The sequence below is a fragment of the Mycobacterium sp. 1081908.1 genome (genome assembly GCF_001673535.1).
Classification (GTDB): Bacteria; Actinomycetota; Actinomycetes; order Mycobacteriales; family Mycobacteriaceae; genus Mycobacterium.
Map to the genome: position 1 here is coordinate 1 of NZ_LZLY01000103.1, position 26,192 is coordinate 26,192.

The window sequence follows — 26,192 nt, forward strand, 5'->3', positions numbered from 1 at the left end:
CGCCGCGCAGGCCGAGCAGGCCGGGATCCAGGCGGCCACCGCGGCCGCCGCGCACGAAGCGGCCTTCGCCGCGACCGTGCCGCCGCCGCTGATCGCCGCCAACCGCGCCATGCTGATGACGCTGGTCGCGACCAACTTCCTGGGCATCAACACCCCGGCGATCGCCGCCGCCGAGGCGCAATACGCCGAGATGTGGGCCCAGGACGCCGCGGCGATGTACGCCTACGCCGCGTCGTCGACGACGGCGTCCGCACTGACCCCGATGGCCACGGCACCGGTCACCACCAACCTGGCGGGCTTGGCCGGCGGCGCGATCGGAGCGGCCGTCACCAATCTGGAGGGCGCCGCGCAGGGCCTGGCCGCCCAGGCGGTCATGGGGTTGTCGGCGATCCCATCGGAGCTCAATGCCGCCGGACCGTCGCTGATAAGTGGCTTCCAGTCCGGCATAGGCGAATTCGCGCAACTGATCAGCGCGCCCTTCGGCCAGGGAGCCGGCGCGCCGGGCGCGACGACGAACCCGGGAGTGATGGCGCCGATGGTCGCGCCGGACCCGGCCGTGCGGCCGGCGTTCATGCCGGCGACGCCCACCGTGCCGACGATGCGCGTGATGCCGGAGATGCAGGTGCCCGCCCGCCTGGCGCCGTCGGCGGCGATGGGTCAGGCCACCTCGGTCGGCGGGCTCTCGGTGCCCTCGGGTTGGACGCCGGCGCCGGTTCCCGCCGCTGAGGCGCCGGCCGTCTCACCAATGTCGGCCGCCCCCATACGACGTCGCGTGACCGCCGTAGCTGAATCGCGCGTAGGGATCCACGCGACCTCCGCCGTAGTTGCCGCCGGCGTAACCGCCGCCGTGCGTCGCCGGGCGAGCGGCGCCGTAGCCGCCGCCGTATGGCGCCCGACTTGTGGATGCGGCGGGCGCCATCCGGGCGGGCGCCGCCGGACGGGCGGCCGGCGCCGTCGGGGCCATCCGGGGAGGCGCGACGCGCGACACGTGGGCGCCCCCGGCCTGCGCCGCGTTCGCCGCCTCGGTGGCCGCATACGAGTTGGCGCCGAGCCCCAGGGCCTTCACGAACTCGTCGTGGATCAGGGCCGCCTCGGCGCTGATCGCCTGGTAGGCCTGGCCGTAGCCGGAAAAGGCAGCCGCCGTCGCCGCCGAGACTTCGTCGGCCGCGGCCGGGATGACTCCGGTGGTCGGAAATGCGGCGGTCACGTTGGCCGCGCTGACGGCGGAGCCGATAACGTGCAGCCGGCCGGCCGCCGCTTCAAGCAGCTCCGGCACGGTGACGACAAACGACATGTGGTGTTCCTCCTGATGCGAACCGCGGTGCCGAAGTCCGGCACTGGCTGACGTTGTGAGGAGACTATGTCATAAATTAGGAATCAATGTCTAGTTATCTTCTGCTAATTCTCTGATTTGATCTTCAAATCGCTGTTCAGGACGCTTTGACCGTGTTTTGGCATCCGGTTACTCTGGGAGGCATGCCAAGAACCAATGCGGCCGGCTGGGGGCTGAAGCGCCTGCTCGAGGCCACGCTGAACCGCGATATCACCATTGAGCAGCTGCGTGACGCCTGCGGCGTCACCAAGGGCCGGTGGTACGGCGGCGTTGGGCGGGCGAACGCCGACGACTTCCCGGACGCGGAGGAAGCCCGGCGCGCGGCTCACGCCTTCGGGCTCAGCGCCACGTGGCTGCAGGTCGAGCTCGGCCTCATCACGCTCGACGACGTGCGCGAGGCCTTGGACGAGTCGCGGGCCCTAGACCCCTTCAAGGTCACCACCCGCCAGCGAGTGCTGCAGATCCCGAACCCGCCGGAGCAGCCGCGCGGCTAGGTCGCCGCCGGGCACGGGCAAACCGCGCCGCCAAAGCGGTAGCGTCAGTGTTACTGGCTGGGCTGTCGACGTGCCGCGATGGGAGAGAAACCATGAAGCACTGGATCATCGGCGGACTGGCCGCAGTGCTGATGGCCGGCGGCCTGATCGCGTCTGCGCCCCCGGCCAGCGCCGGTTGCCTGTACGGCGGACCTTTTCTCAGCAAGTGCGACGGACCCGTCCAGCCCGACGGCACCTGGCAACGTTGCGTCGCATTCACCCGCCTGATACCCAGCGGCGCCAGCTCCTTCCTGGTGCCCGAAAAGCGCTGCGACTTGATGGGCCCCGGCCAGAATCCCGGGGATTTCGCCTTCACCGACCCACCGACGCACCTCGACGACTGAGCCGTTCGCCTCATCCCCCCGCTGGCGGCTGGGTCACCACCGTCGGCTTGAATCCGTAACGCGGAGCGGCGAAGTGCGCGACGCCGCGGCCGCCCCCACTACCCATCAGCGGCACGCCACCAAGGGCATTGGTGGCGGGTTCGGCGGCCGCGCCGGTCGCGAGGCCGTTGAGCGTCACGACGGCGGGGCTTGCCGGCGGGGCCACGCCCGCCCACGACGCCGGGACCGACAGCCCCCCAACCGAAGTCGCCCTCCCGATGGTTCCGGCGGCGCCGCTCGCGGCGCCCGAAACGGCGTGCGGCACCGCCTCGACGGCCTTGGCGGCGCCCTCGGCGGCCTTGGCGGCCTGCGGCATCATCGCCTGCGCCAGGCCCTGAATATCCTTGAAGGCGGTGGTGAAAAGACGTGTGGGAGAGATCAATCGGATGAAGGCGTCGAAGCCCGAGCTGGCGTCGACGGTCGCCGACCCGGTCAGTCCCTCAACCAGGTCCCCAAGCGCTCCGGCCACGATGATGCCGTCGCCGTTGGCGTTCCAGGCGTGCCCGGTCAGGCCGAGGGCGGCGGCGGGGTTGACGAGCCAGGGCGGTGAATTCGTCAGACCGGCCAGGCCGAACAGCACGTTGGGAATCCCGTAGAGCCCCTGTCCGCCGGTGGCGGCTCCGGCCGCCTGGGCGACCGCCGCGGCCTGCGCGCCCAGGCCGGCCGGATCCGTGGCGGGTGCCGCGGGGCCGAACGGCGTCAGCGCCGAGGCCGCCGCCGATGAACCCGCATAGCCGTACATTGCGGCCGCATCCTGCGCCCACATTTCCGCGTACTGTGCCTCGGTGGCCGCGATCGCCGCGGTGTTCTGCCCCAGGAAATTCGTCGCCAACAGGGTCATCAACAGCGCCCGGTTGGCCGCGATCACCGGCGGTGGCACCGTCGCGGCAAACGCCGCCTCGTAGGCACCCGCCGCCGCCGCGGCCTGGGTTGCGGCCTCCCCGGCCTGCCCGGCGGTGCCGCTCAGCCACCCGACCTGGGATCCCGCCGCGGCGGCCATGGCCGCCGCCGCCGGACCCTGCCATGGCCCGTCGGTCAGGCCGGCGATCAGCGATCGGTAGGACGACGCCGTGTCCTGCAGCTCGGTCGCCAGCGCGTCCCAGGCGGCCGCGGCAGTCAGCATGGGTACCGACCCGGGACCCGAATACATCAGCGCGGAGTTGATCTCCGGCGGTAACTGCGCGAAATCCAGCATGGCTACTCTCGCCTAACCGACCGCGTTGGTGTTGGCCGCTTCGGTGGCCTCATACGAGCCGGCGCTGACGCCGAGCGTCGTCGCCAACAGGTCCCGCATAGCCGCAGCCTGGGCGCTGACCTCCTGGTAAAGCCTTGCGTGCGAAGCGAAGTGCGCCGCGGTCAGCATCGACACCAGATCCGCGGCCGCCGGGACCACCCCCGTCGTCGGGGCGGCCGCGGCGGCATTTCCCGCCGCCACCAACGCATTCAGGGCCTGCATTTCGGCGGCGGCCCCGGCAAGGATCTCTGGCTGTGTGATCACGATCGACATGTGTCCTCCCAAAAATGTATGCGATCAACGGATTTCGGCGCGACGGCGTCACCGAAGCAGCTCAGAGGTTAGGCCTGCCACCGCCGGGCATCGCAACCCTTCGTCCGCCGTGTTCATTGGCGGGCCGAAAACTGTTCATGTAGCTGCACCAATGTGCTGCACCTTTTGCGTACGGCATGAAAGATGTTGCAAACCAATATGATTAGAGTTCGACATGAATTCCGGAGCGGTTGCCGCGACACGCACTAGGCTTTGCCGACGCTAAAAGCGCGCCCGGGCGGGCTATCGTCCACACATGGTCCGCAAATCGATCGCATTGGCCGCCGCCGGATTGACCGTCGCCGCGTTGTCGGCGTGCGACAAGCACAACGCCGCGCCGGCCCCGGGGGCGAATCCGCGTCAGGTGACCGTCGTCGGCTCGGGGCAGGTCCAGGGCGTCCCGGACACCCTGACCGCCGACGCCGGCATCGAATTCACCGCACCCGACGTCACCGCCGCGATGAACCAGACCAACGATCGCCAGCAGGCGGTGATCAACGCGCTCGTCGGCGCGGGCCTGGACCGCAAGGACATCAGCACCACCACGGTCACCCTGGAGCCCCAGTACGGCAGCGGCACAACGACGATCACCGGCTACCGCGCGACCAACGCGATCCGGGTCAAGATCCACCCAGCCGACGCCGCGTCGCGGATGCTGGCCCTCATCGTGACCACCGGCGGCGACGCCACCCGGATCAGCTCGGTCAGCTACTCCATCGCCGACGACTCGCAGCTGGTCAAGGACGCCCGCGCGCGGGCATTCAACGACGCCAGGGCCCGCGCCGACCAGTACGCCCAGTTGTCCGGCCTGCGGTTGGGCCGGGTGCTTTCCATCTCGGAGGTCTCGGGCGGCCAGCCCGCGCCCGGCGGGCCGCCGGCGCCGCGCAGCACGGCGGCGGTTCCGTTGGAACCCGGCCAGCAGACCGTGAGTTTCTCTGTGACCGCGGTGTGGGAGTTGGACTAGCGGGCTGGCTACTGCTCGTAGACCCGGGGATCCAAGGTGCCGATGTACGACAGGTCGCGGTAGCGCTCGTCGTAATCCAGGCCGTAGCCCACCACGAAATCGTTCGGAATGTCGAAGCCCACGTAGGCGATCTCGACCTTGGAGCGCATCGCGTCGGGCTTGCGCAGCAGCGTGCACACCCGCAACGAACGCGGATGCCGGCTCTTGAGATTGCGCAGCAACCACGACAGGGTCAGCCCGGAGTCGACGACGTCCTCGACGATCAGCACGTCGCGATCGTGGATGTCACGGTCCAGGTCCTTCATGATCCGCACCACGCCCGACGAGGACGTCGAGGACCCGTAGGAGCTCACGGCCATGAATTCGAACTGGGTGGGCACCGGGATCGCGCGAGCCAGGTCAGTGACAAAAATCACCGCGCCCTTGAGCACGGTGATCAGCAACAGATCCTCGCCGGACTGGGCGGCAAGCTCGCGGTAGTGGGTGCCGATCTCCTCGCCGAGTTCGGCGATGCGGGCCTGAATCTGCTCCTCGGTGAGCAGCACCGACTTGATATCCCCCGGATACAGCTCCACGGGCTGCGCGGGGGTGACAGCCGGGGAGATCTGGGCCACGCCCACAGAGTGCCACGCCAGCGGCCGAATAACCAACGACTGCCCCCGTTTACACAGGCTCGCGCCACATCGTCAGCACGCCGTCGCGCCGCCCGGCGAACAATCGCTCGCCGCGCAGCGCGGATCCCACCGCGACGCCACCCTGCCCGCGCCACGCCGTGACGAGCGTGTCCACGCCGCGAATCTGCTTGTCGGTCAACCCCGTCGCGCCCCCGGCCAGCAGCCAGCCGCGGATCACCGTGCGCCGAACCGGGTCCGGCAGCGCGGCCAGCGAGCTGGGCAAGAGCCCCGCCTCCGTCCGCACCCCGGGCAGCGCCTGCGCGGCGAGCGCGTCGATCATCTCGGTGTCCTCGCGCAGCGCGGTCGCCGTGCGCGCCAACGCCTCGGCCACCCCGCCGCCGAGCACGTCCTCCAGCAGGGGCAGCACCTCGAGGCGCAGCCGCGCGCGGGTGAAGCGGCGGTCGGTGTTGTGCGGATCCTGCCAGCCGGTCAGCCCCAGCTCGGCGCACGCGGCGTGCGTCACGGACCGGCGCACCCCCAACAGCGGCCGGCACCATGGGGGATCGTGCGGCCGCATCCCGGCGATCGAGCGTCCCCCGGAGCCGCGGCCCAGCCCCAACAGCACGGTCTCCGCCTGATCGTCGAGCGTGTGCGCCAACAACACCGGGCCGTCGCCGCTGGCGCTCAAAGCCGCATAGCGGGCCGTGCGCGCCGCCGCCTCCGGGCCACCGTCCTCGCCCACCTGGACGCAAAGCACTTGCGCGTCAACACATCCCAGGGCGAGCGCCTGCTTGCGGGCGGTCTCGGCGACGGTCGCCGAGCCGGGCTGCAGGCCGTGGTCGACGATCACGGCGGTGGTGGGACGGAGCGGGGCGGCGACCGCGGTGAGCGCCAGGGAGTCGGGGCCGCCGGATAGCGCCACGCGCCACCGCTTTCCGGTGGCGAGGTAGGTATTGGCGAAAGCCTCGACAGCCGCGCGCAGCTGCCCTACAGCACCCTGTCGATCCATCGCTGGGGGTCTTCGATTTCGGCGGGCAGCGGCAGCGTTTCGGGGCCCGACCAGATGGTGTTGAACCGCTGCATTCCGACCTTGCCCACGACGTGGTCGACGAACGCCTTGCCGCGGGTGTACTGGCTGAGCTTGGCGTCGAGGCCGAGCAGTGCGCGCAGCAGCCGCTGCAGGGGCGGCTGCTTGCGATGGCGGCGCTCGTCGAAGCGGCGGCGGATGGTGGCCACCGACGGCACCACGACCGGCCCGACGGCGTCCATCACGTGATCGGCGTGGCCCTCCAGCAGCGTCCCGAGCACCAGCAGCTGATCCAGCGCCTCGCGTTGCGGCTCGGACTGCACGGCGCGCACCAGGCCGAGAATCCCGGCCGCATTGGCGTCCGTGGACCCGTTCCCGCGGCTGCGGACGAATTCGGCGAGCCGGATCGCCACCTCCCGGATGTCCTCCCCCGCGTCCTGCGTCAGCAGCCCCAGCGCCTGGGACATGTAGCCGGACAGCCACGGGTTGGCGGTGAACTGGACCCGATGGGTCACCTCGTGCAGGCACACCCAGAGCCGAAAGTCGGAGGGGTCGACCCGAAGCTGGCGCTCGACGGCGATGACGTTCGGATACACCAACAGCAGACAGCCTTCTTTCGCGGCGGCGAACGGGTCGTACTGGCCGAGAATGCCCGACGACACGAACGCCAGCACGGCGCCCGTCTGCGCGCCGGTGATGCGGCCGGTGAGAAACCCCCGCGGCTTGTCGCTGCCGTTGGTCATCACCCGCATCGACTCGGCCGCAGCGCCGATCCACTGCAGGCGGTCGACGATGCGGGCGGCCGGAATCACACCATCGGTGGTCAGGCCCGTGACGTCGCGCACCGGCGGCTCGGCCTTGGCGGCCGCGCTCGTCAGCTCCTCGACCACCTGGCGGCGGGTGTAGTCGCTGGCCGCCGGGCCGGGCCGGGCCAGGCGCTGCCCGACGGTCGCCGCGAACCGCCAGTCGACGGCGGTCCCGAGGGTCAGGCTGGACGAGGCGGTCATGCGCACCCGCAGAACCACAGCTTGGTGGCCAGGGCGTCCATCGCGTTGCGGCCGTTCGGGCCCGCGTCGTTGGACAGGAACGCGAACGTGAGCACCCGCCCGCTGCGGTCGGTGAGCACCCCGACCAACGAGTTGACCGCGGTCAACGAGCCGGTCTTGGCCCGCAGCCAGCCGGCGGGGCCGCGATCGGTGGCCGCGTCGAGGAACCGGTCACCCAGCGTTCCGCTGCCGCCGGCGATCGGCAGCAGGTCCAGCAGCGCCCGCAGCGCCGGCTGGTCGGGTCCGGCGGCGGCCTGCACCACGCCGTCCAGCGTCTTGGCCGTCAGCCGATCGTCGACGGAAAGCCCGCTGGAATCCACCAGCCTGGCCCCGGCGGTGTCGACGTGCGCGGTGCTCAACCGGTTGGTCACGGCGTCGACCGCCCCGGCGAAGCTCTGCGGCCGGTTGATCGCGGCGGCGACCTCCCGGGCGATGCACTCGGCCAGCACGTTGTCGGAGTGGTCCATCATCTCGGACAGCCGCTGGACCAGCGGCGCGGACTGCACAACGGCCAATTGCCGGGCGCCGGACGGCGCCGTGGCGATCGTCACCGCGCCCGGGTCCAGGCCGAGCGCCTTGGCCAGCTCCCGGCCGGCGTCCAGCGCCGGCGTCTTGGACCGCCGGGAGTTGACCGTGGTGGGCTGGATGCGGCCGGCGTCGATCATCACCGACTCGATCGGCGCGATGTCGCCGTTGTCGACGTCGGCCGGGTCCCAGCCGGGCGCCATCGTCGGTCCGCTGAACGCCGAGGTGTCCACCTGCACCGCGGTCGGGGTCACCCCGCTGCGGCGCACCTGCTCGGCCAGGTCGCTGATGCGCGCCGCGCCGCGGTACCAGGTGTCCACTCCGGGCGGCGCCGCCGAAAGCACCGGATCCCCGGCGCCCACCAGCACGACGGGCCCCTGGGCGTTCTGGCTGCCCGCGACCACCCGGGTGCTGATCCGGGCCTGACGGTCGAGCGTGAGCAGCGCGGCCGCCGCGGTCAGGACCTTGTTGGTCGACGCCGGCACCAGTGGCAGGTCGTCGGCCACCCGCCACAGTTCCTTGCCGGTGATGGCGTCGGTGATCCGGCCACCCAGCCGGCCCAGGTTGGGATCGGCGGCCGCCGGTGCCAGCGCGGCGGCCACCCCGGCCGGGCTGGGCGTTTCGGCGGTGTCGGCGACCGGGACCACGCCCGGCTTGACCGTCGGCGGGCGCGGCGGCGGCACCGGCACGTGCGAGGCGCCGACGCCGTGGCCTCCCGTGGTGAAAAACGTTGCCGCAGCCACCACCGCGGCGACGAACGCCAGCACGGCCAACCCGATGAACACCTGGGTGGATTTCCGCCAGCGAGTAGGACCCATCACTCTCCTGACTGTTTGGACCCATTCTGCCGAATCGGCCGCGATGCGCTCGACTAGGGTGATGCCCGACCCAACCGACCGACCCCGGTCCACCCCTCGTGAAGGAGCCCGTGCGGTGCAATTCGACGTCACCATCGAAATTCCGAAAGGTCAACGCAACAAGTACGAGGTCGATCACGAGACGGGCCGGGTGCGGCTGGACCGCTACCTCTACACCTCGATGGCTTACCCCACCGACTACGGCTTCATCGAGGACACCCTCGGTGAGGACGGCGACCCACTGGACGCGCTGGTGCTGCTGCCGCAGTCGGTGTTCCCCGGTGTGATCGTGGAGGCGCGCCCGGTGGGCATGTTCCGGATGGTCGACGAGGCGGGCGGCGACGACAAGGTGTTGTGCGTGCCGGCCGGCGACCATCGCTGGGACCACATCCAGGACATCGGCGACGTGCCGGAGTTCGAACTGGATGTCATCAAGCACTTTTTCTCGCAGTACAAGGCGTTGGAGCCGGGCAAGTTCGTCAAGGCGGCGGACTGGGTCGACCGGGCCGAAGCCGAGGCCGAGGTGCAGCGTTCGGTGGAGCGGTTCAAGGCGTCCGGGCACTAACGCTCTGGGCGAAACCGCGTGCCGCGACGCGGTGGCATCCTGGCGATGTGACCCCGTTGTGGCATTTCGCCTCCAATTTCTGGTGGCTGATTTTCCCGCTGGGCGGCTCGATCGGCGCGGGCATTCGGGCCGTCGTCGCCGCCAACGAACGTCGGGCCGACCGGCGGCTGGAACGCTACCGGCTGAAGCAGCAGGCCAAGATCGCCGCTGCGGAGGCGGCGGGGCGCAGCCGCGACAACAGGGAAAGCTCGCGCCGGGAGCTCGCCAAAATCATTGCGTCGCATGACCGTACCGATGCGCGGTGGTTCGACTACGAACTCGACCTCGCCAAGTTGCTGGACTTCCCGATGATGACGGACATGCGCGACCCGCTGACCATCGCCTTTCACAAGGCGAAGCGGCGCGCGGACCTGCTGCGCCCGGACCGGGCCGAGGACGTGGAGGCCCTCGCCGGCGATCGCGGTGCGCAGGTGGGATACCGCGACGCCGTCCACGAGTACATCAGCGCCTTCGAAATCGCCGAGGCCGAGGCGATTCGCCGTCGCCGCAGCGACTTCTCGGAGTACGACCAGCAACGGCTGGCGCGCGCGCAGCACCTGCTGCACCTGGCCCAGGACGAGGCGGCCACGCGCGAGGAACGGCAGAGCGCCTACCTGCGGGCCGCCAAGGAACTCGACGGGCTGATCGTGCTGCCCGCGCCGGCGCGGGCCGCCATCGAGCTGCGGATCGCCGGCCAGATCGAGGCCTAACGCGTCGCCGCGGCGGCCTGGCGCCGATTGCGCAACACGCTCCAGCCCAGGGCCGCCCCGATGAAGACGACGCCCACCGAGGCGGTGAGCGCTTCGGGCACCTGGAACCCCGGCTCGATGGACGCCAGCATGATCACCGACAGCGCGCCGATCGCCCAGTGCGCGCCGTGTTCGAGGTACACGTAGCGATCCAGCGCGTCCTGCTGGACCAGGTAGATGGTGATCGACCGGACGAACATCGAGCCGACCAGCCCCAGGCCCAGCGCGATCACGATCGGGTCGGAGGTGATCGCGAAGGCGCCCGTGACGCCGTCGAAGGAGAAGGCGGCGTCGAGCACCTCGAGGTAGACGAACAGCGTCAGCCCGGCCTTGCCCACCGCGCTGCCGGCCGGCTTGCCGTCCGCCACCGCGTCGAGGTCCTGGGGTCGAAACGCCCGGCTCAAGCCGTTGACGATCAGATAGGAGATCAGACCCAGGACCCCGGCGGTCAGCACCGTCGCACGCTCGTCGCCGGAGTGCGTCAGCTCCGTCGCCGCCAGGACCAGCGCGACCCCGGCCGCCACCACCGACACCTGACCGAGCCGTCCGATGCGGGCAAATGGGACCTCAATCCACTTGAGCCACTTGATGTCTCGGTCGTGAAACACGAAATCCAAAAACAACATCAACAGGAAGATCCCGCCGAACGCCGCGATCTGGGGGTGGGCGGCGGCGATCAGCTTTTCATAGCTGGGCGAGCCGTCCGGGAACTCCATCGCGCCGTGCGGCGGCGGATTCAGCGCCAACTCGAACGCGCGGACCGGTCCGAGGCCCGCGGTGGCCCAGACGATGAGCAACGGGAAGAACAACCGCATGCCGAAGACGGCGATCAGGATCCCCAGCGTCAGGAACATCTGCCGCCAAAACGGGCTCATCTGCTTCAGGATCGCCGCGTTGATGATGGCGTTGTCGAACGACAGCGACACCTCGAGGACGGCCAGCACCAGCAGCAAAAAGAGGGCGTTCAGGCCGCCGTGGAGGTATCCGATCGCGAGGGCCGCGACGGTGACGAACAGCGAGATCCCGAAGATGCGGAACGCGGCCATGGATCCTTCCCCAACAGCCGCCCACGATAGCGACCGCCTCGCCGGCGCGGGCCGCCGACGCCGGCGCACTTACTATTTTCAAATTGTGGCGATGCCCGAAGCCGGCGGTACCCAAGCCTCCACCGGGGCCGGCCCGGTCGCGCGCGGCAGCGTGGCCCGGGTCGCCACCGCCACCGCGCTGACCGCGCTGTGCGGGTATGCGGTGATCTATCTGGCCGCTCGCGACCTGGCGCCGCGCGGCTTTTCGATATTCGGGGTGTTCTGGGGGGCGTTCGGTCTGGTCACCGGGGCCGCCTTCGGCCTGCTGCAGGAAACCACCCGCGAGGTGCGGTCGGAGAGCTACCTCAGCGACATCGGGGCGGCGCCCGTCAGCCGGACCCATCCCCTGCGCGTCGCCGCGATGATCGGCGTGGCCGCGGCGGTCGTGATCGCCGCCAGCTCGCCGCTGTGGAGCGGACGGGTGTTCGTGGCGGACCGCTGGTTGTCGGTCGGGCTGCTTTCCGTCGGGCTGGCCGGCTTCTGCCTGCACGCCACCCTGTTGGGCATGCTGGCCGGCACCAATCACTGGACCGCGTACGGGGCGCTGATGGTGACCGACGCGGTGATCCGGGTGACGGTCGCCGCGGCCACGTTCGTGATCGGATGGGGCCTGACTGGTTTCCTGTGGGCGACGGTGGCGGGCGCGACGGCCTGGCTGATCGTCCTGGCGGCCTCGCCGACGGCCCGCGCGGCGGCCCGGCTGCTGACGCCGGGTAGCACGTCGACCTTCCTGCGCGGCGCCGCGCACTCCATCACCGCGGCCGGCGCCAGCGCGATTCTGGTGATGGGGTTTCCGGTGCTGCTGAAGCTGACCAGTAGCGAGTTGGGCGCACAGGGCGGCGTCATCATCCTGGCCGTGACGTTGACCCGCGCGCCGCTGCTGGTGCCGCTGACCGCCATGCAGGGCAATCTCATCGCGCACTTCGTCGACGAGCGCAGCGACCGGCTTCGGGCGCTGATCGCGCCGGCGGCGATCATCGGCGGCGTCGGCGCGGTCGGGGTGCTGGCGGCGGGCGTCATCGGCCCCTGGCTGCTCCGGGTCGCCTTCGGGCCGCAATACCAGGCCAGCAGCGCGCTGTTGGCGTGGCTGACCGCGGCCGCGGTGGCGATCGCGATCCTGACGCTGACCGGCGCGGCCACGGTCGCGGCGGCGCTGCACCGCGCCTACGCGCTGGGGTGGGTCGGCGCGACGGTGGCGTCGGGGCTGTTGCTGTTGTTGCCGCTGCCGCTGCAGACGCGCACCGTGGTCGGCCTGTTGTGCGGACCGATGGTCGGAATCGGCGTGCATCTGGTGGCGCTCGCGCGCTCCGGACGCTTAACCGGCTGATCCTGGCTAACCTGGTGGGCATAAATGGGCACTGAACCGCGCTACCCGGACGTCTGGATCGTCATTCCCGCCTTCAACGAAGCCGCCGTGATCGGCGAGGTGATAGCCGACGTGCGCTCGGTCTTCGACCACGTCGTCTGCGTCGACGACGGCAGCACCGACGGCACCGGTGAGATCGCGCTGCGGGCCGGGGCGCACCTGGTGCGCCATCCGGTCAACCTGGGCCAGGGCGCGGCCATCCAGACCGGCGTCGAGTACGCCCGCCGCCGGCCCGGGGCGCAGGTCTTCGTCACGTTCGACGCCGACGGCCAGCACCGCGTCAAAGACGTCGCCGCGATGATCGACCGGCTGGGTGTGGGCGACGTCGACATCGTCATCGGGACCCGGTTCGGTTCGCCCGGGGGCAGCCGCCCACCGCTTTTCAAGCGGATCGTGCTGCGGACCGCCGCGCGGTTGAGCCGGCGCGGACGCCGACTCGGCTTGACCGACACCAACAATGGGCTGCGGGTGTTCAACAAGAAGGTCGCCGACGGGCTGGACATCACCATGAGCGGCATGAGCCACGCCAACGAGTTCGTCATGCTGATCGCCGAAAACCGTTGGCGCGTGGCCGAACAACCGGTCGAGGTGCTCTACACCGAATACTCGAAGTCGAAGGGCCAGCCCCTGCTCAACGGCGTCAACATCATCTTCGACGGGTTTCTGCGAGGGAGGATTCCGAGATGAACTGGATCCAGGTGCTGCTGATCGGGGCGATCGTCGCGCTGCTGGTCTATCTGTTGCGGTCCCGCCGGAGCTCGCGGTCCAAGGCGTGGGTCAAGGTCGGCTACGTCCTGTTCGTGTTCGGCGGCATCTACGCCGTGCTGCGGCCCGACGACACGACGGTGGTCGCGCACTGGTTCGGCGTGCGCCGCGGCACGGACCTGATGCTTTACGCGCTGATCATCGCGTTCAGCTTCACCACCCTGAGCACCTACATGCGGTTCAAGGACTTGGAGTTGCGCTACGCGCGACTGGCCCGGGCGGTGGCGCTGGAGGGGGCGCAGGTGCCCGAGGCGCAGGCGCCGAACGTGTGATCAGGGCGAGAAATCGGCCAGAATTCCGCCCTGAGTTCACGCTCGGCGCGAGGTCACACGGCGTGGCCCGCGCGGAAGTACTCCACGGTGCGGCGCACGCCCTCGTCGAGCTGAACCTGCGGGCGCCAGCCCAAAACCCTTTCCGCCAAACCGATGTCGAGGCATGACCGCTTCAGGTCGCCCAGGCGGTCGGGATGGAACTCCGGGTCGTCAGGTCCGCCGACGGCCGCGGCCACCGCCGAATGCAGTTGGCGGTCCGAGGTTTCGATCCCGGTGCCGACGTTGAACCGCTGCCCGCCGCCCGCGTCCCCGGCCGCCTTGACGAACGCGTCGACCACGTCGTCGACGTAGACGTAGTCGCGGGTCTTGCCCCCGTCACCGAAGACCTTGGTGGGCTTGCCCGCCAGCAACGCCTGGGCGAAGATCGCCACCACCCCCGCCTCGCCGTGCGGGTCCTGGCGGGGGCCGTACACGTTGGCGGGCGCGATGTGCGAGCAATCCAGGCCGTACAGGTTGCGGAAGGTGTTCAGGTAGATTTCGCCGGCCACCTTTCCGGCGGCATATGGCGAAGAAGGATCAGTCGGGACGTCCTCACTGGTCGGGTACACCGGCGGGGTCCCGTAGATGGACCCTCCCGACGAGGTGTGCACGATCTTGCGCACGCCGGTCTGGCGCGCCGCCTCGGCCAGGCGGATGGTGCCGATGACGTTGACCGACGCGTCGAACTGGGGGTTGGCCACCGAGTGCCGCACGTCGATCTGCGCGGCCAGGTGAAACACCACCTCCGGCCGGTGCTCGTCGAGGATCGCGTGCAGGTCCGCCGTCACGATGTCCGCCTCGACGAAGACGTGCGCCGGGTTGTCGGCCAGGTGCTCGAGGTTGGTCGCGCGACCCGTGGCGAAATTGTCCAGCCCCACCACCGTGTGACCGTCGGCCAGTAGACGGTCGACTAGCGTCGACCCGATGAATCCGGCTCCCCCGGTGACCAGTGCGCGCACCGGCCCACCATACAAGCGGGGGGTCATCGCGGTAGCCGCCGCACTCGTCGTCGCGCAGCTGGGGGTCCGCGCGGTGCTGGCCTTCGGGGGCTACTTCTACTGGGACGACCTGATCCTCGTCGGCAAGGCCGGAACCCAGGGCCTACTGTCGCCGTCCTATCTGTTCGACGACCACGACGGCCACGTGATGCCGGCCGCGTTCCTGGTCGCCGGCGCGATCATTCGGCTGGCGCCGCTGGACTGGACCGGCCCGGCGATCAGCCTGCTGGTGCTGCAGCTGTTGGCCTCGCTGGCGCTGTTGCGGGCGCTGTACGTCATCCTCGGCTGGCGGTGGGTGCTGCTGCTGCCGTTGACGTTCGCGTTGTTCAGCCCGCTGGGGGTGCCGGGGTTCGCCTGGTGGGCGGCGGCGCTGAACTCGCTGCCCCTGCTGGCCGCGCTGGCGTGGGTGTGCGCCGACGCGATCCTGCTGGTCCGCACCGGCAACCGGCGCTACGCGCTGACCGGCGTGCTGGCCTACCTCGGCGGGCTGCTGTTCTTCGAGAAGGCCGCCGTCATCCCGTTCGTCGCCTTCGCGGTGACCGCGCTGTTGTGGCACGTGCGGGGCGATGGGTCCGCGGTGCGGACGGTGTGGCGCGCCGGACTGCGGCTGTGGGTCGCGTCGCTGGCGCTGACCACCGCGTGGGTGGCGCTGTACCTGGCTGTGGTCAACCAGAAACGGTGGAGCTCCGACCTGGCGATGACGGGGGACCTGCTGTGGCGGTCGATCACCCACGGCATCGCGCCGGGGCTGGCCGGCGGGCCGTGGCACTGGGACCGGTGGGCCCCGGCGTCGCCGTGGGCCACTCCCCCGCCGTCGGCGATGGCGCTGGGCTGGCTGGTGCTGGCCGGGCTGGTCGCGCTGTCGCTGCTGCGCAAGCAGCGCATCGGGGCGGTGTGGCTGACCGCGGCCGGCTATGCCGTCGCGTGCCAAGTGCCGATCTATCTGATGCGGTCGTCGCGGTTCACCGCGCTGGAGCTGGCCCAGACCATGCGGTATTTCCCGGATCTCGTCGTGGTGCTGGCGCTGCTGGCCGCCGTCGCGCTGTGCGCGCCCAACCGCCCGGCCGCGGCGCGGTGGCTGGACGCGTCGCGCAAACGCGTCGTGGTGACAGCCGTTTTGGCGGCGGCGTTCGTGGCCAGCAGCCTGTATTCGACCGCGACGTTCCTGACCAGCTGGCGCGACAACCCCGCCCAGCCCTACCTGCGGAACGCGCGCGCCAGTTTGGCTGCGGCGCACGCTGTTTCGGACGCGCCGCTGCTGGACCAGGAGGTCGATCCGCTGGTGCTGCAGCGAGTGGCCGCGCCGGAGAACCTGGCCAGCCACATGTTCGCCCTGCTGCGCGACCGGCCCGAATTCGCCTCGGCGACAACGCAACTGCGAGTGCTCGACAGTTCCGGCCGGCTGATCAACGCGCGGGTCACCTGGGTCCGCACCATAGTGCCGGGCCCCATGCCGCAGTGCGGGTACTTCGCCCAGCCGGACCGGCCGGCTCGGCTGACGCTCGACGGGCCGCTGCTGCCCGCGGATTGGACCGTCGAACTCAATTACCTTGCCAACAGCGAGGGTTCGATGACGGTGTCGCTGTCCGAGGGACCCGACGTCAAGGCGCCGGTGCATCCGGGGCTCAACCGCGTGTTCGTCCGGCTGCCGGGCGCCGGGAACGCGATCACCGTGCGGGCCAACACCGCCGCGCTGTCGCTGTGCCTCGCGTCGGGGCCGGTGGGCTTCGTCGCGCCGGCCTAGCGGCCCGCCGAGCGTGCGGCCAGCCGCACGCTCGCGCCCGAATGTGCGGCTGGCCGCACGCTCGGCGGAAATTTGGAGCCACCTAGGAGAATCGAACTCCTGACCTGCTCATTACGAGTGAGCCGCTCTGCCGACTGAGCTAAGGTGGCGTGCCCTGCGGGCGGCACGAGTCTACGGCAGCCGGGCTGGCCCGCCCAAGTTCAGTCGCGCAGTTCCTGGCCGAAGCTGGCCACCATGGCGTCCACGGCGAACTTGGGTTTGACGTTGACCGCCAGCGCCTCGCGGCACTCGAGCACCGCCTCGATGCAGCGCAGCAGCTTCTCGGGCGAGGCGTGGGCCGCCAGGGCCGCCACCCGCTCGGCCATGTCCGGATGGTTCGCCTGGACGCCGCCGGCGCGGGCCGACACCACCAGCGCGTCGCGGAAGTACGTCGCGAGGTCGATCAGCGCCCGGTCCAGGGCATCGCGCGACGCCCGCGTCTGCCGGGACTTCTGCCGTCGCTCGAGGTCCTTGATCGCCCCCGTGGCGCCGCGCATCGCGCCCGCGGTGCCCTTGCCCGTGCCACCGGCGCCGAGCGCCGTGCGCAGCTCCTCCGTCTCGGCCTCGGCGCGGTCCGCGGTCAGCACGACGGCCTCGGCCTCGGCGGCGGCCACCAGCTCCTCGGCGGCGGCGTACGCCCGCGACGGGGTCGCGGCGTCGCGCACCAGGCCCAGCGCCCGCTCCCGTCGTTGCCGCGCCTCGGAATCGGTGGCGAGCCGGCGCGCCCGCCCCACGTGGCCGCCGCTGACCGACGCGGCCCAGTTGGCCGTGTCGGCGTCCAGGCCGTCGCTGTCGACCAGCACCCGCGCGATCGCCTCGGTCGGCGGGGTCACCAGCGCGACGTGCCGGCACCGGGACCGCAGCGTGACCGCGATGTCCTCGGGATCCACCGACGGCGCGCACAGCAGGAACACCGTCGACGGCGGCGGTTCCTCGACCACCTTCAGCAGCGCGTTCGCGGCGCCTTCGGTCAACCGGTCGGCGTCCTCGATGACCACGATCTGCCGGTGCCCGGTCGTCGGGCGCCGCGACGCGATCTGCACGATGGCGCGCATCTCGTCCACGCCGATGGACAGACCCTCGGGAATGACCCGGCGCACGTCGGCATGGGTGCCGGCCATGGTCGTCGTGCACGCGCGGCACTGCCCGCAGCCCGGCTGCCCATCCGAAGTGCACTGCAGCGCGGCCGCGAAGCACAGCGCGGCCACCGAGCGGCCGGAGCCCGGCGGGCCGGTGATAAGCCACGCATGTGTCATAGTCCCGTCAGCCGGATCGCTGTGAGCGGTATCACCGCGGGCCGCGCGGGCGGCGGCGAGCAGCGAGGCCACCACGGCCTCTTGGCCTACCAGCCGCGTAAACACCCCGGACATCACCGGCAACAGTAGTGACACCGGCCGACAGATACCGATCGGCCACCGTATCGCGACGAACCCGTTACATTTCCGGGCGTTTCGGCAGGTGCCGGCGACTTGCCGAGATGCTTATTGTTTTCCGCCAAGTCGGCCCTGCCCGATACGGTGGATTGGTGGCAACCGAGGCAGCACTGCCCGGGCGGATCAGCGCGTTCGTCCGGTGGGTGGTGCGCACCCCGTGGCCGCTGTTCACGCTGAGCATGCTGCAGGCCGACATCATCGGCGGCCTGTTCGTGCTGGGCTTCCTGCGCTACGGCCTGCCGCCCCAGGACCGCATCCAGCTGCAGGACCTGCCCCCGATCAACCTGGCGGTCTTCGTCAGCGTCGTGATCTCCCTGTTCCTGGCCACGACCGTGATCAACCTCAGGCTGATGCTGCCGGTGTTCCGGTGGCAGCGCCGCGACAACCTGCTCGCCGAGGCCGATCCAGCCGCCACCGAGGTGGCCCGCAGCCGCGCGTTGCGCATGCCCTACTACCGCACCATCACCAGCATGGCGATGTGGTGCATCGGCGGCGTGGTGTTCATCGTCGCCAGCTGGTCGGTGGCCAAGTACGCCGCGCCCGTCGTCGCGGTCGCCACGGCGCTGGGCGCGGCCGCGACGGCGATCATCGGCTACCTGCAGTCCGAACGGGTGCTGCGGCCGGTGGCCGTCGCCGCCCTGCGCAGCGGCGTGCCCGAGAACGTCAAGGCGCCCGGCGTGATCCTGCGCCAGATGCTGAGCTGGATGCTGTCCACCGCGGTGCCGCTGCTGGCGATCGTGCTGGCCGTGGTGGCCGACAAGACTTCCCTGCTGCACGCCACGCCCGAGAAGCTGTTCAACCCGATCCTGTTGCTGGCGCTGGCGGCGCTGGGCATCGGTCTGGTCAGCACGCTGCTGGTGGCCATGTCGATCGCCGACCCGCTGCGCCAGCTGCGCTGGGCGCTGTCGGAGGTGCAGCGCGGAAACTACAACGCGCACATGCAGATCTACGACGCCAGCGAGCTGGGCCTGCTGCAGGCCGGCTTCAACGACATGGTGCGCGACCTGTCCGAGCGGCAGCGCCTGCGCGACCTGTTCGGCCGCTACGTCGGCGAGGACGTGGCCCGCCGCGCGCTGGAGCGCGGCACCGAACTGGGCGGCCAGGAGCGCGACGTCGCGGTGTTGTTCGTGGACCTGGTCGGCTCCACCCAGCTGGCCGCGACCCGGCCGCCCGCCGAGGTCGTCCACCTGCTCAACGAGTTCTTCCGGGTGGTGGTCGACACCGTCGGCAGGCACGGCGGGTTCGTCAACAAGTTCCAGGGCGACGCGGCGCTGGCCATCTTCGGGGCGCCGATCGAACACCCCGACTCCTCCGGCGGCGCGCTCGCGGCCGCCCGCGAGCTGCACGACGAACTCCTCCCGGTGATCGGCTACGCGGAGTTCGGGATCGGGGTCTCGGCCGGCCGGGCCATCGCCGGCCACATCGGCGCGCAGGCCCGGTTCGAGTACACGGTGATCGGCGACCCGGTCAACGAGGCCGCGCGGCTCACCGAGCTGGCCAAGCTGGAGGCCGGGCACGTGCTCGCGTCGGCGATCGCGGTCAGCGGCGCGCTGGACGCCGAAGCGCTGTGCTGGGACGTCGGCGAGGTCGTCGAGTTGCGCGGGCGCGCGGCGCCGACCCAGCTGGCCCGGCCCGTGAAGCTGGCCACGCCGGAAGACGTTGTGGAAGAGGAGATCCCGAGCGACGTCCGCGGCTAGCGCTTGGTCGCCCGCCGCGCCGGCGCCTTGCGGGTGGATTTCTTCGCGGGCCGCTTGACCGGGCCGCGGGCCCGCCGGTCGGCCAGCAGCTCGGAGGCGCGCTCGTCGGTGATCGACAGCACGTCGTCGCCCTTGCGCAGGCTGGCGTTGGTCTCGCCGTCGGTGACGTACGGCCCGAATCGGCCGTCCTTGATGACCATCGGCTTGCCCGACGTGGGGTCGGTGCCCAACTCGCGCAGCGGCGGCGCCGAAGCGCTCTGCCGGCCACGGCGTTTGGGCTCGGCGTAGATCTTCAGCGCCTCTTCGAGCGTGATGTCGAAAATCTGGTCCTCGGTCGCCAGCGAACGAGAATCGGTGCCCCGCTTGAGGTATGGGCCGTAGCGCCCGTTCTGCGCGGTGATCGGCTCACCGGATTCGGGGTCGGTGCCGACGACCCTCGGCAACGACAGCAGCTTCAGCGCGTCCTCGAGGGTGACCGTCTGCAGGTCCATGCTGCGCAGCAGGGAGCCGGTGCGGGGTTTGGGGCCGGTGGGCTTCTTGCCCTTCTTCGCGGGCGCTCCGCCTTGGGCGTCACCCGGGCCCTCTTCGGGCTGCGGGGGCAGGACCTCGGTCACGTACGGCCCGTACCGGCCGTCCTTGGCGACCACCTCGTGACCGGTTTCCGGATCGATCCCCAGCACGCGGCCCTCTTGCGGCGTGGCGAAAAGCTCCTCGGCCACCTCCAGCGTCAGCTCGTCGGGGGTCAGCGAGTCGTTGAGGTTGGCCCGCTGCGGGGTGGGCTCGCCCTCGTCGCTGGTCACGATGCGTTCGAGGTAGGGCCCGTTCTTGCCCACCCGCACGTAGACGGGCCGGCCCTCGGCATCGTCAAACACCTTGATGGAGTTGACTTCTCGCGCATCGATGCCCTCGAGGTTGACGCCGACGAGCTTCTTCAGGCCGCCGGAGCGGGCCACCGAGTCCGGCACCCCGTGGTCGCCGCCGAAGTAGAAATTGTTCAGCCAGTTGGTACGGTGCTCCTGGCCGGAGGCGATCGCGTCGAGCTCGTCTTCCATCGCCGCGGTGAAGCCGTAGTCGACCAGCCGGCCGAAATGCTGTTCCAGCAGACCGGTGACCGCGAACGCGACCCACGAGGGCACCAGGGCGCTGCCCTTCTTGTACACGTAGCCGCGGTCCTGAATGGTCTTGATGATCGACGAATACGTCGACGGCCGGCCGATGCCCAACTCCTCGAGCGCCTTGACCAGCGAGGCCTCGGTGTAGCGCGCCGGCGGGTTGGTGGCGTGACCGTCGGGGGTGAGCTCGAGGGCCTCCAGCCGCTGTCCCTCTGTCAGATGGGGAAGCCGGCGCTCGGCGTCGTCGGCCTCGCCGCCGGCCAGCTCGTCCACCGTTTCCACGTAGGCCTTGAGGAAGCCGGCGAAGGTGATGGTGCGACCCGTGGCGGAGAACGTCACTTGCCTTTCTCCGGCGGGACCACCCGCCGTGCCGCCGATCCGCAGGCTCAGCGTCGTGCCGCGCGCGTCGGACATCTGCGAGGCCACCGTGCGCTGCCAGATCAGCTCGTAGAGCCGGAACTCGTCGCCGTCGAGCTCGCGCCGCACTGCGTCGGGCGTCGCGAACGTCTCACCGGCGGGCCGGATCGCCTCGTGCGCCTCCTGGGCGTTCTTCACCTTGCGGGTGTACTGGCGCGGCGACGGCGAGACGTACTCCTCGCCATAGAGCTGACGCGCCTGGTTGCGCGCCGCGCTGATCGCCGACTGCGACAGGGTCGTCGAGTCGGTGCGCATATAAGTGATGTAGCCGTTCTCGTAGAGGCGCTGCGCGATGCTCATCGTGCGCTCGGAGGAGAACCGCAGCTTGCGGCCGGCCTCCTGCTGCAGCGTCGACGTCATGAACGGCGCGTACGGGCGGCGGGTGTATGGCTTCTCCTCGACCGACGCCACCGCCAGCTGCGCGCCGCGCAAGCCGGAGGCCAGCTCCGACGCGGCGGCCTCGTCCAGGATGACGACCTCGTCGGCCTTGCGCAGCTGACCCAGCGAGTCGAAATCGCGGCCGGTGGCGACGCGCAGGCCGTCCACGTTGGTCAGCCGCGCGGTGAAGGTGGGCGGCTGGGCCTGCGGGTCGGAGATGCTGGCGTCCAGCTGGGCGACGATGTCCCAGTACGACGCGCTGCGGAACGCCATACGGTCGCGCTCGCGCTGCACGATGATGCGGGTGGCCACCGACTGCACGCGGCCGGCCGACAGTTTGGGCGCGACCTTCTTCCACAGCACCGGGCTGACCTCGTAGCCGTACAACCGGTCCAGGATGCGGCGCGTCTCCTGCGCGTCGACCAGATCGATGTCCAGGTCGCGGGGATTTTCGGCGGCCTCCAGGATCGCCGGCTCGGTGATCTCGTGGAACACCATCCGCTTGACCGGGATGTTCGGCTTGAGGGTTTCCAGCAGGTGCCACGCGATGGCTTCGCCCTCGCGGTCACCATCCGTGGCCAGGTAAAGCTCGTCGACGTCCTTGAGCAGGCCCTTCAGCTCGCTGACGGTGCTCTTCTTCTCCGGGCTGATGATGTAGAGCGGCTCGAAGTCGGCATCGACGTTGACTCCGAGCCTGGCCCACGGCTCGGACTTGAACTTGGCGGGCACGTCGGCCGCCGCGCGGGGCAGGTCGCGGATGTGGCCTCGGGAGGACTCGACGATGTAGCTGGAACCCAGGTATCCGGCCAGTTTGCGCGCCTTGGTCGGCGACTCGACGATGACGAGACGCCTACGAATGCCATTTCCGCCGCTGACGCGGTCCTTTAGCTTCGGGTCAGCCAACTGCGCTTACGCTCCATCCCTTATCTCGGCCCCCTTGCGAGACCGCCCTGCAGGAAGAATGACAGGCGAACGTCCGAAATTCCGGTGAAAACAGGTACGCGAGCGTTCCTTCGCTTCAGGGCACCTGACAATTTCGCACCCTCGGGCGGGCCCGCGCAAACCGGCTTCCCCAAATACGGGTCCGAGATCCCGGCTAGACCCGGGGCCACAGCGACAACGCCTCGGCGCCGTCCGGCGGTTCCCCCACGTTCTCTACCAGGCGCGACAGCCTGCGACGGCCGCTGATACGAAGCGCCGGACGCCCGCCGCGCGTGCCGATCAGGGTGGGCGCGATCCCGACGCGCATCAGCGCCGACGCCAGCGGCGAATGGGTGTCGGGCGCGTGCGGATCCAGGCCCAGCAGATAGTGGTCGCCCTCCGGGTTGCCGGCCGCAAGGGTCCACGCCCGCAGCTCCCGCGGCCCGGGCAGCCACCGCGGTGGCACCGTCTTGACCGCGCCCCGGGTCCATTCGGCGGCGAGCGTGATCAACGCGGGGGTCACGGCCGTCCGCACCAAGGGGGTGTCCTCGTCGGTGCGGCCGATCTCGGACGCCAGACCCGCCTCGCGGATCATGTCGGCCAGCGCGGCCGCCCGCCACGGCTGGTCCACGACCACCGAAAGGCGCGCACCCTGGCTTTCGGACGAGGCGCCGACCACCACGATCTGGCCGGAGGACGCCAGCACCCCCGAGAGATCGGCGACCGCGGGCGGCACCGACTCCGCTGTGAAGAAGGAAAGCTGGCTCACGCCAACGACAGTAGGCCAGGTCGACCGTCCACGCCTTCAGGCGCTCTAAACGGAAAGCGAAAACCCCCCGGCGAGTTCCGCAGAGCGGAGTTGCGCGGGGGGTTTCGTGGAGAAGCTGCTCGTCTCAGACGGAGCGGACTCCGGTGGCCTGGGGGCCCTTAGGGCTGTGGCCGATCTCGAACTCGACCTTCTGGTTTTCTTCGAGGGTGCGGAAGCCCGAACCCTGGATCTCCGTGTAGTGGACAAAAACATCTGCGGAACCGTCCTCGGGCGCAATGAACCCGAAGCCCTTCTCCGCGTTGAACCACTTCACAGTTCCCTGTGGCATCTCTCGATCTTTCCTTTTCTTATGGGTGCGGGGCACCGCCTTTCGATGCCCCGGGCCAGCTGCGACCGCCATACCTCGCGTAGTCGCCGGAACTTCACCCGACCGATAACCTCGCAGGAACCGCGGTCGCAACGTTGTTCCTGCGAAAGTTTTACACGAACACAGAAGCTGCGACCGCAATCAGTCAACCATGTTCATCGCGTCCGCGACAGACTTGTGTGCTGGACGGATTCTCAGCCGGATGCTTGGAGGGTGTCACGTGGCGAGTTTTGGCGCCGACCTGCTGACGGTCGCGCTCGCCGGGACCGCGGCGGGCGAGCGCCCGCTGCGCCACGTCGCCGAGCTGCCCGCGCGCACCGGCCGGCCGCACGGCTGGCCGGAGTGGGCCGAGCCCGACGTGGTTCGCGCGTTCGCCGAGCGCGGCGCCGAGGCGCCGTGGTCACACCAGTTTCAGGCCGCGGAACTGGCCCACGCCGGCCGCCACGTGGTGATCAGCACCGGCACCGCGTCGGGCAAGTCGCTGGCCTATCAGCTTCCCGTCCTCAACGCGCTGGCGACCGATCCGCGGGCCCGGGTGCTTTACCTGTCGCCGACCAAGGCGCTGGGCCACGACCAATTGCGCACCGCGCACGCGCTGACCGCGGCCGTTCCCCGGCTGCGCGAGCCCGGTTTCGGGGTCGCGCCCACCGCCTACGACGGCGACAGTCCGGCCGAGGTGCGACGCTTCGCGCGCGAACGCTCGCGCTGGCTGTTTTCCAACCCCGACATGATCCATCTGTCGATCCTGCGTAACCATGCCCGCTGGGCCGTCCTGCTGCGCGGCCTTCGCTTCGTCATCGTCGACGAATGCCATTACTACCGTGGGGTTTTCGGCTCGAACGTGGCGATGGTCCTGCGCCGGCTGTTGCGGCTGTGCGAGCGCTATTCGTCTTCGCCCACGGTTGTTTTCGCCAGCGCGACGACCGATTCACCCGGCGCGACGGCCGCCGAGCTCATCGGCCGTCCGGTCGCCGAGGTCACCGAGGACGGCTCGCCGCAGGGGGCGCGGACCGTGGCGTTGTGGGAGCCGGCGTTGCGGACCGACCTCACCGGCGAGCACGGCGCGCCGGTGCGCCGATCCGCCGGCGCCGAGGCGGCGCGGGTGATGGCCGACCTGATCGCCCAGGGCGCGCAAACGCTGACCTTCGTCCGGTCGCGCCGCGCCGCCGAATTGACCGCGCTGGGTGCACGCGCGCGGCTCGAGGACGTCGCGCCGGAACTCTCGTCGAAGGTGGCGTCGTACCGCGCCGGCTATCTCGCCGAGGACCGCACCGCGCTGGAGCGCGCCCTGGCCGAGGGGCGACTGCGCGGCCTGGCCACCACCAACGCGCTGGAGCTCGGCGTCGACATCGCCGGACTGGACGCGGTGGTGCTCGCCGGGTTCCCGGGGACGGTCGCCTCGTTCTGGCAGCAGGCCGGCCGTTCGGGGCGACGGGGCCAGGGCGCGCTGGTCGTCCTGATCGCCCGCGACGACCCCCTGGACACGTATCTGGTTCACCACCCGGCCGCGCTGCTGGACAAGCCGGTCGAGCGGGTCGTCATCGATCCCGCCAACCCCTACATTCTCGGGCCCCAACTGCTTTGTGCCGCAACCGAAATGCCGCTGGACGAAACCGAGATCCGGGAGTTCGGCGCCATCGAGGTGGCCCAAGGCCTGGTCGACGACGGGTTGCTGCGGCGGCGCAACGACAAGTACTTCCCCGCGGCCGGCATACAACCGCACGGCGCGGTGGACATCCGCGGCTCGGCGGGCGGCCAGATCGTCATCGTCGAGGCGGACACCGGGCGACTGCTGGGCAGCACCGGGGTCGATCGGGCCCCGGCCACGGTGCACCCCGGCGCGGTGTATCTGCATCAGGGCGAGACCTACGTCGTCGACTCCCTGGACACCGAGGACGGCATCGCGTTCGTGCATGCCGAGGATCCGGGGTATGCGACGTTCGCGCGCGAGCTCACCGACATCGTCGTCACCGGCACCGGCGAACGGTCGACCTTCGGGCCCGTCACCCTGGGCTTGGTGCCCGTCCGGGTCACCCACCGGGTGGTGGGCTACCTGCGTCGCCGGATGTCCGGGGAGGTGATCGACTTCATCGAGCTGGACATGCCCGAGCACGTGCTGCCCACCATGGCCGCCATGTACACCGTCGCTCCGGATACCTTGCTGCGCAACGGCATTGAGGCGCCACGCGTTCCCGGCTCCCTGCACGCCGCCGAGCACGCGGCCATCGGCCTGCTACCGCTGGTTGCCAGCTGCGACCGCGGTGACATCGGCGGCCTGTCCACCGCGATCGGTCCCGACGGCCTGCCCACGGTCTTCGTCTACGACGGCTACCCGGGCGGGGCGGGATTCGCCGAGCGCGGATTCCGCCGGGCCCGCACCTGGTTGGGCGCGACGGCCGCGGCGATCGAGGCCTGCGAATGCCCGAACGGATGCCCGTCGTGCGTGCAGTCCCCCAAATGCGGCAATGGCAACGACCCGCTGGACAAGGCGGGGGCCGTGGCGGTGCTGCGGCTGGTGCTCAAGGAATTGGGCGACGCCCTCGGTTGACGCCAACGATGTATTCATCATCGGCCCGATCGGCACGCCGCGGATCTGCGCGCCCGTGCCA

24 protein-coding genes, 1 tRNA gene and 2 pseudogenes are annotated in these 26,192 nt (G+C 70.3%); 12 read left to right on the top strand and 15 right to left on the bottom strand.

All coding sequences use genetic code 11. From position 1 onward, the window contains the following. Nucleotides 1-272, top strand: a pseudogene (locus tag A5655_RS29400) (PPE domain-containing protein); the annotation flags it as partial. Here A5655_RS29400 and A5655_RS16175 read toward each other — a convergent pair. Then, nucleotides 223-588, bottom strand: a complete 366-nt coding sequence (locus A5655_RS16175; protein WP_067011538.1) for a hypothetical protein — start codon at nt 586-588, stop codon at nt 223-225. The pseudogene A5655_RS29400 and the gene A5655_RS16175 overlap by 50 nt on opposite strands. A 409-nt stretch (nt 589-997) precedes the next feature. Beyond that, nucleotides 998-1,294 (bottom strand): annotated as a pseudogene (locus A5655_RS29405) (PE family protein); the annotation flags it as partial. A gap of 182 nt (nt 1,295-1,476) precedes the next feature. Here A5655_RS29405 and A5655_RS16185 point away from each other — a divergent pair. Both A5655_RS16185 and A5655_RS16190 read left to right on the top strand, forming a co-directional pair. Continuing rightward, entirely contained in the window at nt 1,477-1,827 is a 351-nt protein-coding gene (locus A5655_RS16185; RefSeq protein WP_067011543.1) for a hypothetical protein, read from the top strand. 92 nt (nt 1,828-1,919) lie between these two features. Beyond that, nucleotides 1,920-2,210 (top strand): hypothetical protein, encoded by a 291-nt coding sequence (locus A5655_RS16190; protein ID WP_067011545.1) that lies wholly within the window; start codon nt 1,920-1,922, stop codon nt 2,208-2,210. A 10-nt stretch (nt 2,211-2,220) separates the two neighbouring features. On the opposite strand, the gene A5655_RS16195 is transcribed toward A5655_RS16190, so the two are convergent. Continuing rightward, a complete protein-coding gene (locus tag A5655_RS16195) occupies nt 2,221-3,444 on the bottom strand; it encodes a PPE family protein (RefSeq protein WP_067011547.1) in 1,224 nt (407 codons plus the stop codon). A 12-nt stretch (nt 3,445-3,456) separates the two neighbouring features. After that, a complete protein-coding gene (locus tag A5655_RS16200) occupies nt 3,457-3,756 on the bottom strand; it encodes a PE family protein (RefSeq protein WP_067011549.1) in 300 nt (99 codons plus the stop codon). A gap of 295 nt (nt 3,757-4,051) precedes the next feature. On the opposite strand from A5655_RS16200, the gene A5655_RS16205 reads away from it, so the two are divergent. Further along, nucleotides 4,052-4,759: an SIMPL domain-containing protein gene (locus A5655_RS16205; protein ID WP_067011551.1), complete on the top strand. Its 708-nt coding sequence runs from the start codon at nt 4,052-4,054 to the stop codon at nt 4,757-4,759. An 8-nt stretch (nt 4,760-4,767) separates the two neighbouring features. Here A5655_RS16205 and hpt read toward each other — a convergent pair whose 3' ends face one another. The 4 genes from hpt to dacB are packed head-to-tail and all read right to left on the bottom strand — an operon-like array spanning nt 4,768 to nt 8,789. Continuing rightward, a complete protein-coding gene (hpt, locus tag A5655_RS16210) occupies nt 4,768-5,379 on the bottom strand; it encodes a hypoxanthine phosphoribosyltransferase (protein WP_067011553.1) in 612 nt (203 codons plus the stop codon). Between the two features lie 43 nt (nt 5,380-5,422). Next, nucleotides 5,423-6,382, bottom strand: a complete 960-nt coding sequence (tilS, locus tag A5655_RS16215) for a tRNA lysidine(34) synthetase TilS (RefSeq protein WP_067011555.1) — start codon at nt 6,380-6,382, stop codon at nt 5,423-5,425. Further along, nucleotides 6,361-7,407 (bottom strand): zinc-dependent metalloprotease, encoded by a 1,047-nt coding sequence (locus A5655_RS16220; RefSeq protein WP_067011748.1) that lies wholly within the window; start codon nt 7,405-7,407, stop codon nt 6,361-6,363. The genes tilS and A5655_RS16220 overlap by 22 nt, the downstream gene beginning before the upstream one ends. After that, nucleotides 7,404-8,789, bottom strand: coding sequence for a D-alanyl-D-alanine carboxypeptidase/D-alanyl-D-alanine-endopeptidase (gene dacB / locus A5655_RS16225; RefSeq protein WP_156764877.1), 1,386 nt, complete (start codon nt 8,787-8,789; stop codon nt 7,404-7,406). Before dacB ends, A5655_RS16220 begins: the two co-directional genes overlap by 4 nt. Nucleotides 8,790-8,904: 115 nt before the next feature. On the opposite strand from dacB, the gene A5655_RS16230 reads away from it, so the two are divergent. Together A5655_RS16230 and A5655_RS16235 are read left to right on the top strand one after the other, a co-directional pair. Next, the gene (locus A5655_RS16230; protein ID WP_067011559.1) at nt 8,905-9,393 is read left to right on the top strand and encodes an inorganic diphosphatase; all 489 of its coding nucleotides are present in this window, start codon (nt 8,905-8,907) and stop codon (nt 9,391-9,393) included. Nucleotides 9,394-9,440: 47 nt separating this feature from the next. Further along, nucleotides 9,441-10,142, top strand: a complete 702-nt coding sequence (locus A5655_RS16235; RefSeq protein WP_067011561.1) for a hypothetical protein — start codon at nt 9,441-9,443, stop codon at nt 10,140-10,142. Here the strand turns inward: A5655_RS16235 and A5655_RS16240 are convergent. Next, complete coding sequence (locus A5655_RS16240; RefSeq protein ID WP_067011563.1) at nt 10,139-11,227, bottom strand: DUF475 domain-containing protein; 1,089 nt, start codon at nt 11,225-11,227, stop codon at nt 10,139-10,141. The genes A5655_RS16235 and A5655_RS16240 overlap by 4 nt on opposite strands. Nucleotides 11,228-11,318: 91 nt before the next feature. On the opposite strand from A5655_RS16240, the gene A5655_RS16245 reads away from it, so the two are divergent. Genes A5655_RS16245 through A5655_RS16255 form a run of 3 tightly spaced genes read left to right on the top strand, consistent with a single transcriptional unit; the run spans nt 11,319 to nt 13,669 of the window. After that, nucleotides 11,319-12,593 (top strand): hypothetical protein, encoded by a 1,275-nt coding sequence (locus A5655_RS16245; RefSeq protein ID WP_067011565.1) that lies wholly within the window; start codon nt 11,319-11,321, stop codon nt 12,591-12,593. A gap of 24 nt (nt 12,594-12,617) precedes the next feature. After that, nucleotides 12,618-13,319, top strand: a complete 702-nt coding sequence (locus A5655_RS16250) for a glycosyltransferase family 2 protein (RefSeq protein WP_067011567.1) — start codon at nt 12,618-12,620, stop codon at nt 13,317-13,319. Then, complete coding sequence (locus A5655_RS16255; protein WP_067011569.1) at nt 13,316-13,669, top strand: DUF2304 domain-containing protein; 354 nt, start codon at nt 13,316-13,318, stop codon at nt 13,667-13,669. Before A5655_RS16250 ends, A5655_RS16255 begins: the two co-directional genes overlap by 4 nt. A 53-nt stretch (nt 13,670-13,722) precedes the next feature. Here A5655_RS16255 and A5655_RS16260 read toward each other — a convergent pair whose 3' ends face one another. Next, the gene (locus A5655_RS16260; protein ID WP_067011571.1) at nt 13,723-14,667 is read right to left on the bottom strand and encodes an NAD-dependent epimerase/dehydratase family protein; all 945 of its coding nucleotides are present in this window, start codon (nt 14,665-14,667) and stop codon (nt 13,723-13,725) included. On the opposite strand from A5655_RS16260, the gene A5655_RS16265 reads away from it, so the two are divergent. After that, nucleotides 14,633-16,450, top strand: a complete 1,818-nt coding sequence (locus tag A5655_RS16265) for a hypothetical protein (protein WP_231999177.1) — start codon at nt 14,633-14,635, stop codon at nt 16,448-16,450. The two genes, A5655_RS16260 and A5655_RS16265, sit on opposite strands and share 35 nt — an antisense overlap. 73 nt (nt 16,451-16,523) lie before the next feature. On the opposite strand, the gene A5655_RS16270 is transcribed toward A5655_RS16265, so the two are convergent. Continuing rightward, a tRNA-Thr gene (locus tag A5655_RS16270) sits at nt 16,524-16,599 on the bottom strand. Nucleotides 16,600-16,650: 51 nt separating this feature from the next. Then, nucleotides 16,651-17,859, bottom strand: coding sequence for a DNA polymerase III subunit delta' (locus tag A5655_RS16275; RefSeq protein ID WP_067011573.1), 1,209 nt, complete (start codon nt 17,857-17,859; stop codon nt 16,651-16,653). Nucleotides 17,860-17,966: 107 nt separating this feature from the next. Here A5655_RS16275 and A5655_RS16280 point away from each other — a divergent pair, with 107 nt between their 5' ends. Further along, nucleotides 17,967-19,619, top strand: coding sequence for an adenylate/guanylate cyclase domain-containing protein (locus A5655_RS16280; RefSeq protein WP_156764878.1), 1,653 nt, complete (start codon nt 17,967-17,969; stop codon nt 19,617-19,619). Here the strand turns inward: A5655_RS16280 and topA are convergent. The 3 genes from topA to cspA all read right to left on the bottom strand — a co-directional run bounded on the left by topA (nt 19,616) and on the right by cspA (nt 23,544). Then, entirely contained in the window at nt 19,616-22,429 is a 2,814-nt protein-coding gene (gene topA, locus A5655_RS16285; protein WP_067011575.1) for a type I DNA topoisomerase, read from the bottom strand. The two genes, A5655_RS16280 and topA, sit on opposite strands and share 4 nt — an antisense overlap. Before the next feature lie 193 nt (nt 22,430-22,622). Then, nucleotides 22,623-23,216, bottom strand: coding sequence for a hypothetical protein (locus A5655_RS16290; RefSeq protein ID WP_067011577.1), 594 nt, complete (start codon nt 23,214-23,216; stop codon nt 22,623-22,625). Between the two features lie 124 nt (nt 23,217-23,340). Beyond that, a complete protein-coding gene (gene cspA / locus A5655_RS16295) occupies nt 23,341-23,544 on the bottom strand; it encodes a cold shock protein CspA (RefSeq protein ID WP_007166602.1) in 204 nt (67 codons plus the stop codon). Nucleotides 23,545-23,803: 259 nt separating this feature from the next. On the opposite strand from cspA, the gene A5655_RS16300 reads away from it, so the two are divergent. Beyond that, nucleotides 23,804-26,131: a DEAD/DEAH box helicase gene (locus A5655_RS16300; protein WP_067011579.1), complete on the top strand. Its 2,328-nt coding sequence runs from the start codon at nt 23,804-23,806 to the stop codon at nt 26,129-26,131. Nucleotides 26,132-26,192: the final 61 nt, after the last annotated feature.

Coding starts and splice junctions, on each gene's coding strand:
- A5655_RS16185 (WP_067011543.1), top strand. CDS start 1,477: ATGCCAAGAACCAATGCGGCCGGCTGGGGGCTGAAGCGCCTGCTCGAG.
- A5655_RS16190 (WP_067011545.1), top strand. CDS start 1,920: ATGAAGCACTGGATCATCGGCGGACTGGCCGCAGTGCTGATGGCCGGC.
- A5655_RS16195 (WP_067011547.1), bottom strand. CDS start 3,444: ATGCTGGATTTCGCGCAGTTACCGCCGGAGATCAACTCCGCGCTGATG.
- A5655_RS16200 (WP_067011549.1), bottom strand. CDS start 3,756: ATGTCGATCGTGATCACACAGCCAGAGATCCTTGCCGGGGCCGCCGCC.
- A5655_RS16205 (WP_067011551.1), top strand. CDS start 4,052: ATGGTCCGCAAATCGATCGCATTGGCCGCCGCCGGATTGACCGTCGCC.
- tilS (WP_067011555.1), bottom strand. CDS start 6,382: ATGGATCGACAGGGTGCTGTAGGGCAGCTGCGCGCGGCTGTCGAGGCT.
- A5655_RS16220 (WP_067011748.1), bottom strand. CDS start 7,407: ATGACCGCCTCGTCCAGCCTGACCCTCGGGACCGCCGTCGACTGGCGG.
- dacB (WP_156764877.1), bottom strand. CDS start 8,789: ATGGGTCCTACTCGCTGGCGGAAATCCACCCAGGTGTTCATCGGGTTG.
- A5655_RS16240 (WP_067011563.1), bottom strand. CDS start 11,227: ATGGCCGCGTTCCGCATCTTCGGGATCTCGCTGTTCGTCACCGTCGCG.
- A5655_RS16245 (WP_067011565.1), top strand. CDS start 11,319: ATGCCCGAAGCCGGCGGTACCCAAGCCTCCACCGGGGCCGGCCCGGTC.
- A5655_RS16250 (WP_067011567.1), top strand. CDS start 12,618: ATGGGCACTGAACCGCGCTACCCGGACGTCTGGATCGTCATTCCCGCC.
- A5655_RS16255 (WP_067011569.1), top strand. CDS start 13,316: ATGAACTGGATCCAGGTGCTGCTGATCGGGGCGATCGTCGCGCTGCTG.
- A5655_RS16265 (WP_231999177.1), top strand. CDS start 14,633: ATGAATCCGGCTCCCCCGGTGACCAGTGCGCGCACCGGCCCACCATAC.
- A5655_RS16275 (WP_067011573.1), bottom strand. CDS start 17,859: ATGTCCGGGGTGTTTACGCGGCTGGTAGGCCAAGAGGCCGTGGTGGCC.
- A5655_RS16280 (WP_156764878.1), top strand. CDS start 17,967: ATGCTTATTGTTTTCCGCCAAGTCGGCCCTGCCCGATACGGTGGATTG.
- cspA (WP_007166602.1), bottom strand. CDS start 23,544: ATGCCACAGGGAACTGTGAAGTGGTTCAACGCGGAGAAGGGCTTCGGG.